The following is a 16,660-nucleotide window of genomic DNA, read 5'->3' as shown; positions in this document are numbered from 1 at the left end:
CTTCAGCGCCCCCCGGTCGATCCGCTGGCGGGAGTCGGCAGCTTGATCACGCTGTCCGTGTCCTGGCTGTACGGCGCGCCCTGCCAGGTCGCCCAGTTCGCCCGGGAGCCCTGTGCGGGAACGACGAAGCTCCACGGGCCTGAGTAGACGTTCGAGGAGAACCTGTTGTTCTGCTGCAGTGCAACGGCTTCCTCGATCACGGTGCCCTTGTACGGCGACCACGCGGGGTAGGTCCCGAAGTTCGCGAACAGGCCGTTGTAGCCACAGCCGCTCTGTGAGCTGCAGGTCTCCGGAAGGTGGCTCGGGTCGAGGCTGAAGAGATTGTGGTGGACCTGAACGTTCTGGGTCTTCCACCGGCAGTCGTCGAAGTAGGGCTTTGCCGTGATGTTGGCCTTGGTGCAGGTCTTGGCGGTGACCACCCCCGGGTTCACCAGGGTGTCGGCGTGGCTGCCCTCCGCGGGTGATCCCGAGAAGCGGTCGGAGCTCTCCCACAGCACGACGCCCGACCAGTTGTCCGTGAAGACGTTGTCGGTGATCTCGAGGGTCCGGCCGGAGCCCGCGTGGACCCGCGAATCGCTCCCCGACCCGGAGATGTAGATGGCTCCGGTCGGGAAGTTGCCGTTGCTCGGGCCCTGGACGTAGCCGTTGCCGACGAACGTGTTGCTCCGGATGACCGCGTTGTAGCTGATCTCGTAGATCAGGCCCTGGGCGTCGTTGCCGGCGATGTAGTTGCCCTCGAAGAGGAATCCGGCGTTGTTCGTGGTGGCCCAGAGGCCGACGCCCTTGTTGTCGTGCACCCAGTTGTTCCGCACGATCGCTCCGGTGACCTCCCAGAACTTCCCTCCGGCCGTGCAGCCGCAGCCGGGCCTGATGCGCTCCCAGTCGTCGATGTTGTTGCCGGTGATCTCGTTGCCGTCGATCGTGATGTTCGAAACCCTGGCGGTGGCGTTGTACGTGCCGAAGCCGCTCTGCCCGTTGTCCGCGAGGCAGTTGTGGCGCAGCAGGTTCCGGGTGCCGACCATGACCGCGTTCCCGGCGTTGTTCCGGATCGTGTTCCCGAGGATCGTCCAGGCCGCCGAGGTTTCGCGGTTCACCACGCCCTCGTCGTTGTTGGAACCGTGGCGCCCGAAGTTCTGGATGGTGAGGTTCCGGATGACGACGCCGCCCGCCGGCCCGGTGAACGCGTACAGATTCTTGTGCTGCCCGTCGATGATCGCTCCCGGTGCGCCGACGTACGTGTTGCCGGCCTTCGGCGTCACCTGGTCGTACTGCCCGGTGCCCAGTGTGTGCACCCCCGGGACGAGCCAGAACGTCGTACCGGCAGGGCGGTCCTCGGTCAGGGCGATCAGGTTCTGCGTCCGCAGCACGACGACGGCGCCGCTGGGTGGCCTCGCAGGACCGGCCAACAGGGTCGTGTTGCCGCAGATGGTGGCCGGCGGTGTCACAGGCGCGGTTGCGGTCGCCGATGGCCCCGGTGCCGACGACTGTGATCCAAAGACACTGACGTCGGTCGAGGCCTGGGTCACGGTGGAGCGGTTCCTGGCGACGTACCCGGCAGTGACCAGGCCGCCGACCAGCAACAGAGCCCCGCAGCCGACCAGCAGGCGCCGGGTGTTCATTGGCGTCGCACAGCGGGATGCTCCACTGCGTACCGGTAGATCTCGAGCAGGTGCCCGATGTTCTGGGTGGGATGGAACCGGTCCTCGTACGTCGCCCTTGCCTGCAGCCCGTACTTCTCGTACCGCTCCGGGGACCGGTCGACGTCCTGGAGCGCGGTCACCAGTTCGGTGGCGTCACCGGGCCGGAACAGCGAGCCGTCCATGCCGTCGGTGATCAGTTCGGGGAACGAGCCGTGGGCCGCGGCGATCGACGGGACGCCGGCAGCCATCGCCTCCACGAGCACGAGCCCGAACGTCTCCTGGACCTGTGAGGGCAGCAGTACGGCGCGCGAGCGGGTGATCAGCTCGAAACACTCCTGTTTGCTGAGCATTCCGGTCACCTCGACCGACGGACGCTGCTCGGCCCAGCGCGAGACCTCCGCTTCCAGTGCTCCACCGCCGGCGATCACCAGACGCAGTGCCTGATCGCCTGCCGTCGAGCAGTAGTCGTCCCAGGCGCGCATCAGGAACGGCAGGCCCTTGGCCTCGTCGAGGCGGCCGACGTAGGCCACCTGGTGCTCGCGTGAATCGGGCCCCGACACAGGTCCGTCGTACGGCACGAGGTTCGGTTTGACGAAGACGCGCGCCGGATCGAAGTCCATCGCGGCCAGCAACGGGATCTGGGAAGCAGTCGGGAGGACGTACGCCGAGACCAGCGAGCGCCATGCGTTCCGGTGCACGCGCCCGGCCACGACGACGGGCGCGGTCGCGAGCACCGAGCCGCGGTAGCAGCGGTGCCGGAGGGCGGCCGTGGAGCTGCCGTCGGCGCATTCCAGGCAGATCTTGCCGTCCCGGAAGAAGTCGCCGGTCGCACAGACCAGGCGGTAGTTGTGCAGCGTCGCGACCACCGGTACGCCGGCGTCACGGCAGGCGTACAGCACGGAGGAACTGAGCAAGGGAAAAGTGTTGTGAACGTGCACCACGTCAGGCTCGAACCGTCGCAGTACCTCGCTCAGGTCCCGGTGCGAGCTGCGGCTCCAGACCACGGTCGCCGGCAGGGCGGCCTTCTGCAGCGGCGACCAGTTCTCGATGTCGTCGCTGCGCCGTTCGAAGTGTTCCACGTCGTGACCGAGAGCCCGGAGGGCCTGGCTCTCCTGGTCGACGACCCGGTTCTCGCCGCTGGGAGCCGCCGAGCGATAGCGGTTGTGCAGAACGAGGATTCTCATCGCGGGCCTCTGTTGAGGGTCGGCAGGAGCAGAGATGCAGCGAGGGCCAGTTCGAGCAAGGCGAGCGACGCGTCGCCGAGACCCGTCTCGGTGAAGCTGGAGACGATGGCGTAGCCGACCAGGTAGAGCGCGATCGCCCGGTGGACGCCGTGCGGGCGGAAAGCCGCGGCGACCAGCAGGAACAGGAGCATCGCGATGTTGAGCGCCACTCCGACCAGGCCGAGCTCGTAGTACGTGGAGATCCAGTTGCTGTCGATCGCCAGGCCGTCGAACGACTTGTTGGCCAGGCCAATGCCGAACAACTTCTCGAACCAGCCCCGCGGTGCGGCGAGCACCATGTCCCAGACCGCGGTGCGGCCGGTCAGGTTCGACAGCTGCCGGGTGTCCTGGCCGCGGGCCAGCCAGGTGGTCAGCACCGAGGACAGACTGAGTGCACCGATCGAGACGATGACCGCTCCCGTCGCGAACGCCCTGCGGACACGGGCCCGGGTGCGGAACAGACTGAGCCCCGCGATCAGGAGGCCGGCCATCAGGGACACCAGCGCCGTGCGGGTGTGGCTGAGCAACAGGATCGGCATCGCGACCGTAGCCGTGATCAATGCCGTTCTTCGCTGGATCGTGCCGGACATCCAGAGGATCACGGTCAGCCCGATCGCGGTTGCGGCGTACCGGCCGACCTGTGTCGCTGGGATCGGCCAGATCGCGCCGCCCAGCCGGCCCCCCTGCGCCGTCGCGACGCCCGGTGCGACGAGGTACCCGACGAGAACTGAGCCCAGGACGATCCCGACGATGAACAGATGTGCCTTGACCAGGAGCAGGTCGCGCCGGGCCCACCAGGGGGTCAGCAGCAACAGGGTCAGCAGGAACGCGATCAGGCGGCAGACGCGGTACAGGCTGCCGAAGATGAACTCGCTCCGCAGGCTGTCCATCACTGCCACCCCGGACATCACGGCCACCAGCAGGATGAAGGTGCTCCGGCGGATCCATCCTCGGCGATTGATGCTCACCGCAAGGAGCAACGCCACGAACAGCGAGCTCTGTGTGATCAGCTTGCCGAGGGCCTCCGGGATCGGCAGCAGGTGCGGCGCGCCGGGATAGAACGGGACGACGTTGAGAACCAGCAGCCCCCAGCAGGTGTAGATCCGGCGCCGGATGCTCCGCGGCGTCGGCTGTGAACGGATCGCCGCCTCGGTGCCGAGGAGCGGCGGAGCTGTCATGGGGCGACCTTTCCGAACCCGGATCCGGCCGTAGCCTGCCCGTTCTGCCCGGCCTTCGCGTTCGGCCCGACCTGCTCGGTCTCCTCGGACTGTTCGGCCTGCTCGGTCTGCTCGGTCTCCGCCTCCCACTGCCCGAGGCTGTCGTCGGTGCGGTCGGCGCGGAGCAGCACGGTCGTTTCGATGCGGAGTCCGGCGAGCCGGATCATCTCACCGGTGGCGTGCAGGGTCGTCGCGTTGGACCGGCCCGCGGTTGCCACGAGTGCCGCGCGGCCGGACCACGCCCGGAGGTACTCGGCGCCCAGCGCGGGGGAGAGGGTCGCGTGGACCAGGACGATGTCGGCGGCGGCCCAGACCGCGTGCAGCGCCTTCTCCTCGTCGGTGTCGGTCTCCTCGTGCAGGCGAAGCCCTTCGAGCGCACCGGTGCCCGACTCCGGACGATGAACGTTGACCGGGAGGTCGTCGGCCGTTACCTGTGTCTCGAACGTGCCCGGCTTCTTGATGCCGAACGTGGCCGCGAGGTCGCCGGTGTCGGTCAGGTCGGCCACCAGAACCCGTTGCCCGTGCTCGGCGAAGGACCGTGCGAGTAAGGCGACGATCAGCGCGCAGTCCTTCGTCGTGTCGATGCTCACGACCGCGAGGGCCGGTTTGAGCCCGTCCTCGGCGGTGACGTTCCAGCCCAGGTGCCGCACGACCGGCCCGAGGTCGGGCTGCGGTGCGCGGAGCCTGCGGAGGGTCGGCCGCCGGCGGTGCCGCGGGCGTCCGACGCTCAACTTGATCGGTACGCCGAGTGCGTTTGCCACGTCCTGCCGCCGCCAGAGCCGGTCGGAGATCATCGCCCGGACGATGACGAACCCGAGCCCGAGGAGGAGGCCCACGGCGAGTCCGGAGCCGGTGGCGACGATTTGCGTGTGCCGCCGGGACACCCGGACCGGCGCGGCTTCGTCGAGGACGCGGCTGCTGGTCATCCGGGCGCTCGCCACCTGCTGGTCGAGGAGCTGCTGCTCGATGGTGCGCTGGGTCTCCCGCGCCTGGCCGAGCCTGGCCGTCAGCGTGGTGGTCGGAGCGGACGTGTCGCTGGGGTCGCCGCCGGCTGCCTTGACCGCTGCCTCGGCGCGCTTGACCGCGGCGACCGCTTCCGCGAGATCGGCCTGCAGAGGCGCAGCCTGCTCGGCGATCTGCTGGCTGCGGAACACGAGGTAGACGCTGGCGAGGGTGTCGGCCAGAGCCGTCGCCTCCGCGCTCGTCTTTGCCTTGGTGTCGATCTGGAGGATGCGGTCGGTCAGCGCCGTCGCGGAGTACCGCTTGAGGAGCTCGTCAGGCGTGTCGGCGAGGTTGAGCTTCTGGATGGCCAGTTGCGCGACACTCCGCGTGGTCACCAGGCTGGCGTCGGTCGCCATCGCGGTGATGACGTTCTCGCCCTCGCGGTGGGTCAGCAACAGCTTGGCCGACGACTGGCTCGCGGGCGGCATGACGAAGGGAACCGCCGTACCCAGGGCCAGGCCGAGGACCGCGACGGCGATCCATAGCCGGGCGTGCCGGCGGACGGCGTCCTTGAGGAACCGGAGCGTGATGAGCGCGTCCGGTGGATAGCTGTCGGTCCGTTCGTCGGTGCCGTACAGCTCGTCGTCGTCCGACCAGACGGTCTCGGGGCCTGGCTGCTCGGCCCGCCAGTGCTCGCTCATCGGGCTCGCCTCCTCGCCGCGCCGCTGAGCAAGGTCGGCAGCGCGGAGCCGGACCGCCGCAGGGAGCGGGGTACCCGCCCGATGGTGCGGTCGGACGGATCGGGATCCGTCACGATGATGCCGTCGATGGTGCGGTCCGCGTCGTCCGCGGCGACCGCTAGCCGGGCGAGTTCCTCGGCAGTCACGGCGCCCGCCGCGACTGCGACGACCGTGGTGGTGGTGCCGAGGACGTCGTTCAGTTTCGGCTCCTCGCGGTCCACGACGACGACCAGGATGTCCAGATGGGCCCGGCTGCCGGATCCGACGACGGTCCCGGGCACGACGCCGGGCGCTTCGTAGTGGTTGCCGACGACCAGCGAGGTCGGGATGCCGATGGAGGTCGCGTACGCGGCCAGCTGCGGCCCGAAGGGCAGCGCGGCCTCGTCCTCGGTGAACGAGACGACCGTCAGCGAGGCCGAAGTGTTCTCCTTCGGGTCCAGGCCGAGGCGGTGCAGCGTCTTGCGAAGACTCCAGGCATCGACAGCGGGCGGCGTGTAGCGCTCGAGCAGGTTGCTCCAGTCGGAGACGCCTTTCGCCCGGTACGACGAGACAGAGGCCAGCACCGGGATGCCGATCGCGTCGGCGATCTCGTCCCGCAGCCGGAGCCGCCGGTCGCTGCGGGCGATGACGAGTGCGGCCACCGCGCCGAGCAGTGCGCCACCGATGAGACCGAGGAGACCGTAGACAGCGAGATGTGGGGCCAGCCCTCCGCCGCTGGCCGTCGTCGCGCGCTCCAGGACCCGTGCGCCGGTCTTCTTGCCCAGATCACCGGGCAGCTTCTGTTCCGTCGTGACGAACACCAGGTAGACGTCGGCGACGGCGTTCGCGAGGCTGGTCGCCTGCTGCTTGCTGACGCCTTCGCTCTTGATCTGGATGACGTCCGAGGTCGCAGACTGGACCCTGACGCGCTTCTTGACCTCTTCGACGCTGAGTGCGGGACTGACGTTCTGACCGGCGCTCTTCAGCACCGGTTCGCTGCTCGCGATAAAGACCTGAGTGTCGATGTTCTGCTCGCTCGGTGCGGCCTGACCTTGCACGGCCGGCGGCGGTGGCAGCAGTACCAGCGACGATGCCGAGTACAGCGGGGGGATCAGCAGACCAGCGCCGATCCCGCCGAGCAGCCCGACGGCCGCAACGGCGCCGACGATCCGCCGATGCCGCACGATCGCTCGTAACGCCTTCTTGACGTCGAGTTCTTGCGTGCTCACGCGTCCCTCCTCAACCGCAGGCGCTCTCCGTACAAAGGAGCGGCGAGCGCTCCTCGTGATACACGGGTTCAGGTAGACAGCAGGAATCTGGTCACCATCGGGTAGGTCGGGTCCGATCGACCGCTGCCGAGCAGGGTCGTCGACGGGACCTTGTGGCCAAAACGACCGGAATACCAGCCGAGGATCGGGTCGGTCTCACCGCGGTGCAGCGTCCAGGACAGTCCTGCCGGCAGTTCGACGACAGCCGAGCCACTGGACCACTCCAGGCGTCCGGTCGAGCCGTCCAGCTCCACCGACACCTCAGGTCCCAGATGCCAGGCGATCCGTACGTCGGTTGCGGCGTCGAGGTGGTCCTCCACGCGCAGCACGCCGTGGTCCAGTACGGCGGTACGTCGATGCGTCACAGGGGCGTAGCCGTCGTGTTCGGCGTCCCAGCTGTTCTCGTCGTGACGGCGTACCGTGCCTGTCGCGCCGCGCAGCCAGAGGAACGGGCCGCCCCAGGTGGACTGCTCGGTACCCGCCACCTCGACGGTGTTGTGGGCGATGGTGGAGCGGAAGTAGTCCCGCCACTCCTCCTCGCCGTGGTAGCAGTACGTACCCGGGTCGGCGAGGATGTCGACGCCGTCGACGCGCACCTCGAGCGAGAGCGCGTCCGAGTGGGCGTGGGCAGCGATGGAGAGGAAACCGTGCGGACCGGCGTCCGCACGACACCAGATCTCCGGACCGGTGTCTCTACTCCGCAGAATGGTCAGTCCGGCGTCCCGGAAGTGGTCCGGTCGTTTGGCCGGTCGGTCTGGTTGCTGGGCGTTGACCAGCGAGCCGACGATGACCGAGGTCGCTGTTGGAGGGCTGTCCGGCCACCAGGGCGCTGCGCCGACCACGGCGGCGCCGAGAGAGAGGTACGCCGACCAGTTGGTGATGTCTGGTGGGTCGAGGACGAGCGCCATACCTTCGTCGTCGTCACCTTGGCGCGGTGGCCTCAGGCTCGTGTCGACGATCGCTGCGGCCACATCGACGGTGCGGGTCAGCAGGGCCCACGTCTGCGGGCTGAGCGGATGGCCTGCGAGGTCGGCCTCCAAAGCGGCGTACAGGCCGAGCTCGGAGACGAAGCGGTGGTAGTCGGTGGCCAGCTCGCGGTTGACGCCGGACGGGAACGTGTTGGCGTCGAGTTCCTTCTCCAGCAGGGCTGCGGCGTCTGCACGCCAGCGGGCGCTCTTGGTGAACCAGGGGAACGCGCAGGCGCCGGCGAGCTGGCCGGCCGCTTCTGCGATCACGTGGTTGTTGGCCGAGGAGCCGTGGCTGCGGAACGCGGCGAGATAGCGCTGGTGCCAGTAGATCTGCTGAAGCGCCAACTCGTTGTGCTCGAACAGGTCGGTGATCTCGGGCCAGTCGTTCAACAGCCGGCGGATCCAGGTCCAGCTGATCAGGCGCAAGCCGAGCTCGATGCCGCTCGCCCAGTGCACGCCGGACAGGAACGGGTTCGACCGCCACCAGTCGTTGAGGTGGTCGGCGACGCGTTCGGCGTACTGGTCGTCGTGGGTCAGGTACCACGCCGCGGCCAACTGGGTGAGGTGGTGGTGGCGGGACAGCTCCCACACCTGCTTGATGTTGCCGACCGCTTCTTCGTTGCGGTGGTTCAGCTTGAAGACGTACTGCGTCGGGTCGGACCGGCGGCCCGTGGCCGGGTCGCGGAACCAGTCCGGTGCGCGGAGGTCGGTGCGCTCGACGCCGAGCACCTCGAGATTCCCGGCCAGGATGGCGTCGGCGGTCTCGATCACCGCCTTCCGGGCTTCCTCCGGTACGGCGCCGGCGGTTCTCGGCGGGAGCGTCGTACCGAAGGTCAGATCCTTGCGGAGCGGGAGGTTGACCGCCGCGTCCTGCCCGGGCCTGACGTGCTGGTAGGCCCAGGCAGTACGGCGTCCGGCATCGCGGGTTCGCCAGATGATTTCAGTGGGGGACATCCGGCGGAGGCGGCGGACGTACCAGCCCAGAGGCTGGCGGCTCACACTTGCTCCGGTTTGCCACTTGCGAGACTGCGGTCGACCGCGATCGTCGCGCGGGTGGTGGCGACCAGCGCGTCGAACGCGATCGGCATCGGGCCACCGGACTTCACGGCGGCGACGAAGCGTTCGAGTTCGGTGCGCTGGCCCTTGTCGGTACTGCGGGACTTGCGGGTGGACGGTTTGCGTCCGGTCCACAGCGAGGCGCTCTGGAAGTTGTCGAACCGGGCGTTCCGGCCGGCGCCGGTGATGTCGATCGTCTCCTTCGGGAAGCGCGAGTTGCCGCCGCCGACGTAGCTGATCGTGCCTACGGACCCGTTCGCGAACCGGAGCGTGACGACGACGTCGCCGGTGTCAGGTCCGGGTACGGCGTACACCTCGGTCGGGAGACTGTTCAGCCACCAGGTCAGCGTGTCGATGAAGTGGCCGCCTTCACCGGCGAACCGGGTGCCTTCCTTGCCGGCGTCGAGGTACCAGCTGGTGGAGTCGAGCTTGCCGGCGTTCACCAGGTAGCGCAGCGAGAAGCTGCCGCCCGGGTGGCCGAAGCGGTCCTTCAGGTCGGTCAGCAACGGCGCGAACCGGCGGTTGAACCCGACCATCAGCCGATCGTTGCCGGTGGCCTCCACCGTGGCGACGATCCGGTCGAGCTCGTCGTCGGTCAGCGCGAGCGGCTTCTCGACGAAGACGGCCTTCCCGCTCTCCAGCGCCCGGCAGGCCAGCTCCGCGTGCGAGCTGTGCCGGGTCACCACGAACACGGCATCCAGGCTCGCGTCGGTCAGCACCTCGTCCGCGCTGGTGGAAACTGCCTCGAACCCGAACCGCCGCTGAGCGTTGGCCGCCGACAACGACTTGTTGGTTGCCACGCGCGCCAGCACGGCTCGCTCGTCCTTCTGCAGATGCGGCAGCAACATGCTCGACGCGTAGTTCCCTGCCCCGATGAACCCCATCCGCACTCCACCACTTGTGGGTGCGGCAGGACGTGCCGCCGATGTTGTCGTCGGCGGTGCGGTTGCCAGAGGTACGTCGGGGTACTCGAACAGGAACCCGACGCCTGGATAGGCGCCGCTGCTGAGCTTCTGGTAGACCTCCGTGGCGTCCGCGATCGGGAAGGTGCTGGCGATCAGCGAACCGACGTCGATCTGTTCGCGGGCGATCAGGTCGACGAAGCACTCGAGGTTGCGGCGCTCGGTCCAGCGGACGTAGCCGGCCGGATAGTCGATGCCTTGGAGCTCGTAGCGGTCGTCGTACCGGCCGGGCCCGTAGGAACGCGAGAACCGGACGTCCAGTTCCTTCTCGTAGTACGCGTTCCACGGCAGGTCGAGTCTGGTCTTGCCGATGTCGACCACGCGGGCGCGGTCCCGGGCCAGCCGGGCGGCTGTCTCGACCGGACCGTTGGAGTGCCCGCCGGCGGACAGCAGGATGTGATCCGCTCCCAGCCCATTTGATGCGTCCAGCAACGCCCGCTCGAGGCCTGCGACGCCGGCTTCGTCAGGCGAGGAGCAGTGCAGCGCCCCCGCCTTCTCGGCCATCCGGCACCGGTCCTCGACCGTGTCGATGCCGAACACCCGGACCCCAGCGGCAACCAGCAACCGCACAACCAGCTGCCCGACAAGCCCGAGCCCGATCACCACAGCTGTGTCGCCGAGTTGTACCTCGGCCTGCCGCACGCCCTGCATAGCGATCGCACCGACCGTGGAGAACGCTGCCTGCTCAGCAGGCACCCCGTCCGGAACCGGCACACACAGGTTCAACGGCACCCAGTTGTACTCCGCATGCAGCGCGAACTCGTTCCCCGCCGCGGCGACCAACTGCCCGACACTGAACTCCTCGGCGCCGGCGCCCACCTCGACCACCACACCACACAGCGAGTACCCGAGCGGCGTGTACGAGTCGAGCTTGTTCATCACCTTCTTGTAGGTGTTGAGCGCGCCCTGCTGGGCAACGGAGTCCAGCACCTTCCGCACCTGGTCCGGCCGGGCCTTCGCCTTGCCGACGAGGGACAGCTTCGCCTCGCCGACCTTCATCAGCTCGGTCCCGGTGGAGATCAGCGAATAGAGCGAACGAACCAGCACGCCACCCGGCGCACAGGCCGGCGGCGGTACGTCGAGAACCGCGAGCTCGCCGGACTTGTAGTTCTGCGCAACCTGTTTCATGCCAGTCCTTCAGAAAGAGAAGAGTCTTCAGAGTGAGGTGATCGTGACGCCCATTGACCGCATGTGCCGGGTCCAGGTCTCCAGGGTCAGCAACTGCCAGATCTGCTTGGAGTAGTCCTCGCGCCCGGCTCGCTCGTCGTCGACCAGCTTCTGTACGGCGGCCTGCCGCAGGAACCCGCTCCCGACCAGCTCCCCGCGCAGCAGCACGTCGTCCACCAGTTCGCGCAGGTCGTTCCGCACCCACGCCCGCAGCGGCGCACTGAACGACGCCTTCGGCCGGTAGATGATCTCCTTCGGCAGCCAGGCCTCGGCCGCCTTCTTCAACGCGAGCTTGCTGACCCGGCGATGGATCTTGTCGCTGCCCGGGATCGAGAACGCCGCCCGCGCGACGATCGGGTCCACGAACGGCGTCCGTACCTCGGTCGACGCCGCCATGCTGGACCGGTCCGTGTACGCGAGGTTCAGGCCCGGCAGGAACATCCGCGAGTCCGCGAGGCACATCCGGTTCACGTGGTCGGTCAGGGTCGTGTCGTGGTAGATGTCGCTGTGCTCGGCGAGCAGCTTCCCGACGTACGGGTCCAGGTCCGGACTGATCAGGCCGGCGAGCTGGTCGGCGTCGTACATCGTGTAGCTGCGCCGGAACGCCTCTTCCTCCGGCAGGTTCGAGAACGTCTCGAACCGCTTTGCCCAGCGCGCGTACCGCAGTCCGCGACCGTTCGCGGTCACCGGGAGCCGCCGTACCGCCGGGCCGACCAGACCGTTCCGCAGTACGCCGGGGAGCCGCTGGTACTGCGCTCCCATCACGCACGCGAGGTGCTTGCGGTACCCGCCGAACAGCTCGTCGGCGCCCATCCCGGACAGCAGGACCTTCACGCCCGCGTCGCGTGCGGTGTCGCACATCAGCAGCGTGTTGATCGCGGCCGGGTCGCCGATCGGCTCGTCCAGAATGTCAACAATCCGCGGAAGCAGCTCGACGACATCGGGCGCGATCTCGATCTCGTGCAGGTCGATCCCGAACTGCCGGGCCACCTTCCGTGCGTAGACCGCGTCGTCCGGCATCGCCTCGAGCTTCTGGTCCTCGGCGCGGAACGTGATCGTGTACGAGTCGACCCCGGGGTCCATCTGCTTCGCCAGCACGGTGACGAGGCTGGAGTCCAGGCCGCCGCTCAGGAACGTCGACACCGGTACGTCGGCCACGAGGTGCGCGGCGACGGACTCCTCGATGACCTGGCGCAGGTCGGCGGGGGGACCGGCGGCGGCCTCGGTGGCGACGTCGGTCACCCGCCAGTACGTCTCGTGCCGGCTGCTGCCGTCCGGCCGGAACTCCGCCCACGAGCCCGGCGGCAGCTTCTCGACGCCATCGATCGCGCAGCGCTGTTCGGGCAGCCAGTAATACAGCATCGACGCGATCAGGGCGCCTGGTTCGGTGCGCAGCTCGGAGCCGACCGCGGCGACGATGGCCTTCAGTTCGGACGCGAAGATCACGCCGCCTTCACGGCGGAGGAAGTACAGCGGCTTGATGCCGAGCGGGTCGCGGGCCAGGTACATGCTGCCGCTGTCCTCGTCCAGCATCGCGAACGCGAACATGCCGCGGAACCGTTTGAGTGCGTCCGGGCCCCAGCGGCGCCAGGCTTCCAGCACGACCTCGGTGTCGCCGTTGGTCCGGAAGTGCACACCGGACTTGGAGAGCTCGGCCCGGAGCTCCTTGTAGTTGTAGAGCTCGCCGTTGTAGCAGATCGTCAGACCGCGCTTGCTGAACGGCTGATCCGCGGCCGACGACAGGTCGATGATCGACAATCTGCGGTGCGCCAGGTAGGCACGGACGTCACCCTCGTCGAACGCGTACACCCGGTCGGCGTCCGGACCGCGATGGGCGATCCGGTCGCTCATCGCCTCCGCAAGCGCGAAGCCGTCGTGCTGCTGGTAGCAACCGGCGATGCCGCACACAGTCAGGACCCCGTCGCGTTGCGGATGCCGGCCACGGTTCCGAGCTGGCTGACGTGCCCGGTGAGCTGGTCGTACACCTCGAGGTATGCCTTCTGCTGGTGCTTCCACGCGAGCACCTGCTCGACGCGTTCGCGGCCGAGCTTCGCCATCCGGCGCCGGCGTACCTGGTCGTCGAGCAGCGCGACGATCGCGTCGCCGTACTGCGCCACGTCGTTCGGCTCGACGTACACCGCGGCGTCCGCGGCGGAGACCTTGGTCTCGATCAGGTCGAAGGCGACGACGGGGAGCTCGAACGCCATGTACTCCATGGTCTTGTTCATTGTCGACACGTCGTTGAGCGGATTCTTCGGATCCGGCGACAGGCCGAGGTCCGCGGTCGACATCACCGCGCGGACCGTCTCGTCTGGCACGCGGCCGGTGAACTCGATGTACTCGGTCAGCCCTAGCTCGTCCCGCAGCGCGACCACATCGTCGAACGAGTCGCCGCCGCCCATCAGCGTGAACGCGATATCGGTGCGCTGCAGATTGTTGACAATATGATCCGCGGCGCGGACGACGATGTCGACGCCGTCCTGCGGACCCATCACGCCGATGTAGGTGACGAGGTAGCGGTGACCGCGGCGGAGCGACTCGTCCGCTCCGCCGCGGAGCAACTTGTCCGGGTCCGGCCCGGTGCGGACCACGGTGACGTCCTGATTCGCCTTGCCGCTGCGCGTGATCGCGATGCGGCGGTACGAGTCGTTCGTCGAGATGACGTGGTCAGCTTTACGATGCGTCATCCGCTCGAGGAAGCGCAATCCCTTGTACGGAAGGCTCGTCGTACCGCCGAACCGGGACTGGAACAGCTCCGGGCACAGGTCGTGGTGGTCGAACACGAACCGGGTGCCGTCGAGGCGGCGCAGCAGCATCGCGATCGGCCAGAAGATGTCCGGCGGGTTGCAGGCCTGCAGGACCTTGAACTTGCCGGCCTTGCGGGCCCGGAATACCAGACGGAGCGTGGCCAGGAACGAGTACGCGTACTCCCAGACGAAGCTGACCTTGCTGCCGCCCGGCGCATACGCCTTGTACTTGTGCACGGTCACCCCGTCGATGACCTCGTACGACGGATCGCCCGGACCCTTCGGGCAGACCACGGTGACGTCGTACCCGGCCGCCACCAGCGCCTGGCACTCCAGCCAGACGCGACGGTCGAACGGGACCCACAGGTTCTGGATGATGATCAGGATGCGCGGACCGCTCACCAGCCCACTCCTTCGTATCCGGGCAACGCCTCGACATCGGCGCCGAGCCGGCCGCTCAGGTCGATGGTTCGTGCCGGTGGTGTTCTGAGCAGGGCCTGCACGGCGGGCCGGTCGGTCGCCGCGACGATCGCCAGGTCGGCGCCGGCCAGCGCCGCGTCGGGGTCGTCGGTGAGAACCCGCTGGAGGTGCGGGAGCTTGGACGTGACGTGTCGCAGGTTCGCGCCGACCAGACGGCTCGGGTTCACGATCGCGTCGTAGATCCGGAGGTTGTAGCCCTTGCCGATCAGCCGTTCGGCGAGCTCGACGTTCGGGCTCTCGCGGAGGTCGTCGGTGGCGTGCTTGAAGCTCAGGCCGAGGAGCGCGATCTCGCGGCCGGGGCCGGCGATCACGCGGTCGACGACGTCGCGGACGCTCCGCTCGTTGGTGGCGAGCGTGCCGGCCAGCAGCGGGAGCTCGGTGTCGTTGAGCCGCGCGAGGTGCAGGACGCTTCGCAGATCCTTCGGCAGGCAGGAGCCGCCGAACGCGAAACCGGGCTTCAGGTAGTACGGCGAGATGTTCAGGCTGGTGTCCTGCACGAAGATCTTCATCACCTCGCGCGAATCCACGCCGAAGTGCCGGAAGATCCGCCCCATCTCGTTCGCGAACGAGACCTTGGTGGCGTGGAACGCGTTGCAGGCGTACTTGAGTGCTTCCGCCGTACGAACGTCGACAATCTGCACGTCGACGTTCAGGAAGGCGAACAGGTCGGTCAGAGCGGTACCGACCTTCGGGTTGCGGGTGCCGACCACGACGAACGGCGGCTCGTAGAAGTCCGCGAGACCGGATCCCTCGCGCAGGAACTCCGGGCACATCGCCGTACCGAACGTGAGACCGTCCGGCGGCGGTACGTCGGCCAGCACCTGGGCGACCACCTCGTCGACGGTGCCCGGCGGGACCGTGCTGCGAATAACGATGCTGTGAAATCCCGACTCGGGCCGGAGGACGACCCGCGCGGCCTCGGCGATGTCACGCACCGCGCGCTTGATGTAGGTGAGATCGGTACTGCCCGCCTGCGTCGACGGCGTGCCGACACAGATCAGTGAGACATCGGCCCGCTCGAGCGCGAGCCGTGGATCGGTGGTCGCGTGCAACCGTCCCGACGTGGCACCCGCCGCGACCAGCTCGTCCAGCCCCGGCTCGACGACCGGGCTGTGACCCTGGGCGATCGGCTCGACCTTCGCCGTGTCGACATCCACGCCCCACACCTCATGCCCAGCAGCCGCCAGACATGCCGCCGTCACCGACCCCACGTATCCCAAGCCGAATACGGCAACCTTCATAACGCCCCCCACAGGCTCATGACGCGGCATCCCCCGCGTCCCCACAGCGCCCATGAGAGCGCCCTCCCCGGCCTGTTGATACATGCCGGTGAAAATCTCGGTCGGGAATTTCGGTTCAGCGTTTGCTCAGTAGGTAGTAGGCGTAGCGTTCGTCGAGGGGGTTGTGGGGGACCAGGTAGCAGGCCTCGGGCTGGAAGCCGAGGTCGGTCATCTGGGTCCAGAAGGTGTCGATGGGGTACGACGTCATGCCGGAGGAGCGGGAGCCGCGGTAGCGGTGCCGGCGGGACGCGGTGCGCCAATTGGCGGTCTGGTACTTCGTCTGCACGAACGCGACCCCGCCGTCCTTCAGACGGTCGTGCGCGATCTGCATGAGCCGCAGTCCGTACTCAGGACTGGGTACCAGCTCCAGGACGTACAGACAGATGAAGACGTCGACCTGCCCGACCTGCTCGGCGGCAGCCTCGGGGTTGCTCATGTCGGCGAGGACCGGGGTGAACTTCGTCTTGGGCACCGCTTCCAGTTGGTGCCCGCATTCGTCCAGCGTCTGCGGGTTGACGTCCACCCCGACGAACTCGTCGCAGTGTGGTGCGAACGCGAGCGCGTTCGCGCCGCCGCCGCAGCCCCATTCGACGATCCGCGAGTACCGGTCGGCACCGCCGCGCAGCCGCTCCAGCCGCTCGAAGAGGTCCCAGTGTTCTCGCCCGACCGATGTCCAGTCCGCCGTCGTCTGGAACACCCCGGCGTCCCGGAAGTGCGAGAATCCGCGCCACGTCGGCTCCGCCATACCGTCGACCCAATACGCCTTCGCGTCGTCGACGAGCCGCTCCTGCGAGTGACCGAACCCCAGCCGTACCGTCACGCGGTCCAGTGCTTGTACTACCAAGCCCTTCGCTTCCGCTGCCAAGCGCTTCATGTCAGCTGGTGCGCACACACCGTCACCTCCCGTAGTCGTGCTTCCTGCCGATTGCGGGCGGCCACCGAAGAGAGCACCGAGCCCTGCCGTCTGATACCGAAATTGCCTGTATCAGGA

General features: G+C 68.1%; 11 protein-coding genes. All 11 read right to left on the bottom strand.

Going from position 1 to position 16,660, the window contains the following annotated elements; translation table 11 throughout:
- Window positions 1-2: 2 nt before the first annotated feature.
- Window positions 3-1,619, bottom strand: a complete 1,617-nt coding sequence (locus tag EV649_RS03085; protein WP_130380271.1) for a right-handed parallel beta-helix repeat-containing protein — start codon at window positions 1,617-1,619, stop codon at window positions 3-5.
- Window positions 1,616-2,824, bottom strand: a complete 1,209-nt coding sequence (locus tag EV649_RS41035) for a glycosyltransferase (RefSeq protein ID WP_198682279.1) — start codon at window positions 2,822-2,824, stop codon at window positions 1,616-1,618. Before EV649_RS41035 ends, EV649_RS03085 begins: the two co-directional genes overlap by 4 nt.
- Window positions 2,821-4,041, bottom strand: coding sequence for an O-antigen ligase family protein (locus EV649_RS40695; RefSeq protein WP_157996155.1), 1,221 nt, complete (start codon window positions 4,039-4,041; stop codon window positions 2,821-2,823). The genes EV649_RS41035 and EV649_RS40695 overlap by 4 nt, the downstream gene beginning before the upstream one ends.
- Window positions 4,038-5,723 (bottom strand): Wzz/FepE/Etk N-terminal domain-containing protein, encoded by a 1,686-nt coding sequence (locus EV649_RS03070; RefSeq protein ID WP_130380267.1) that lies wholly within the window; start codon window positions 5,721-5,723, stop codon window positions 4,038-4,040. Before EV649_RS03070 ends, EV649_RS40695 begins: the two co-directional genes overlap by 4 nt.
- Window positions 5,720-6,970 carry a hypothetical protein gene (locus tag EV649_RS03065; RefSeq protein WP_157996154.1) on the bottom strand — a complete coding sequence of 417 codons (1,251 nt, stop codon included), beginning with the start codon at window positions 6,968-6,970 and terminating at the stop codon, window positions 5,720-5,722. The genes EV649_RS03070 and EV649_RS03065 overlap by 4 nt, the downstream gene beginning before the upstream one ends.
- Window positions 6,971-7,038: 68 nt before the next feature.
- Window positions 7,039-8,976: an alginate lyase family protein gene (locus EV649_RS03060; RefSeq protein ID WP_198682278.1), complete on the bottom strand. Its 1,938-nt coding sequence runs from the start codon at window positions 8,974-8,976 to the stop codon at window positions 7,039-7,041.
- Window positions 8,973-11,123 (bottom strand): bi-domain-containing oxidoreductase, encoded by a 2,151-nt coding sequence (locus tag EV649_RS03055; protein ID WP_130380263.1) that lies wholly within the window; start codon window positions 11,121-11,123, stop codon window positions 8,973-8,975. Before EV649_RS03055 ends, EV649_RS03060 begins: the two co-directional genes overlap by 4 nt.
- A gap of 27 nt (window positions 11,124-11,150) precedes the next feature.
- Window positions 11,151-13,070: an asparagine synthase (glutamine-hydrolyzing) gene (gene asnB, locus EV649_RS03050; protein WP_130380261.1), complete on the bottom strand. Its 1,920-nt coding sequence runs from the start codon at window positions 13,068-13,070 to the stop codon at window positions 11,151-11,153.
- A gap of 2 nt (window positions 13,071-13,072) precedes the next feature.
- A complete protein-coding gene (locus EV649_RS03045) occupies window positions 13,073-14,311 on the bottom strand; it encodes a glycosyltransferase family 4 protein (protein ID WP_206751576.1) in 1,239 nt (412 codons plus the stop codon).
- Window positions 14,308-15,630 (bottom strand): nucleotide sugar dehydrogenase, encoded by a 1,323-nt coding sequence (locus EV649_RS03040; RefSeq protein WP_130380259.1) that lies wholly within the window; start codon window positions 15,628-15,630, stop codon window positions 14,308-14,310. Before EV649_RS03040 ends, EV649_RS03045 begins: the two co-directional genes overlap by 4 nt.
- Window positions 15,631-15,745: 115 nt before the next feature.
- A complete protein-coding gene (locus EV649_RS03035) occupies window positions 15,746-16,543 on the bottom strand; it encodes a class I SAM-dependent methyltransferase (protein WP_130380257.1) in 798 nt (265 codons plus the stop codon).
- Window positions 16,544-16,660: the final 117 nt, after the last annotated feature.

Source organism: Kribbella sp. VKM Ac-2569 (assembly GCF_004216905.1).
GTDB lineage: Bacteria > Actinomycetota > Actinomycetes > Propionibacteriales > Kribbellaceae > Kribbella.
Note: the sequence above shows the minus strand (reverse complement) of the source record. Positions and strands in the feature narration are given on the sequence as shown.

Coding starts and splice junctions, on each gene's coding strand:
- EV649_RS40695 (WP_157996155.1), bottom strand. CDS start 4,041: ATGACAGCTCCGCCGCTCCTCGGCACCGAGGCGGCGATCCGTTCACAG.
- EV649_RS03035 (WP_130380257.1), bottom strand. CDS start 16,543: ATGAAGCGCTTGGCAGCGGAAGCGAAGGGCTTGGTAGTACAAGCACTG.
- EV649_RS03055 (WP_130380263.1), bottom strand. CDS start 11,123: ATGAAACAGGTTGCGCAGAACTACAAGTCCGGCGAGCTCGCGGTTCTC.
- EV649_RS03085 (WP_130380271.1), bottom strand. CDS start 1,619: ATGAACACCCGGCGCCTGCTGGTCGGCTGCGGGGCTCTGTTGCTGGTC.
- EV649_RS03040 (WP_130380259.1), bottom strand. CDS start 15,630: ATGAAGGTTGCCGTATTCGGCTTGGGATACGTGGGGTCGGTGACGGCG.
- EV649_RS41035 (WP_198682279.1), bottom strand. CDS start 2,824: ATGAGAATCCTCGTTCTGCACAACCGCTATCGCTCGGCGGCTCCCAGC.
- EV649_RS03070 (WP_130380267.1), bottom strand. CDS start 5,723: ATGAGCGAGCACTGGCGGGCCGAGCAGCCAGGCCCCGAGACCGTCTGG.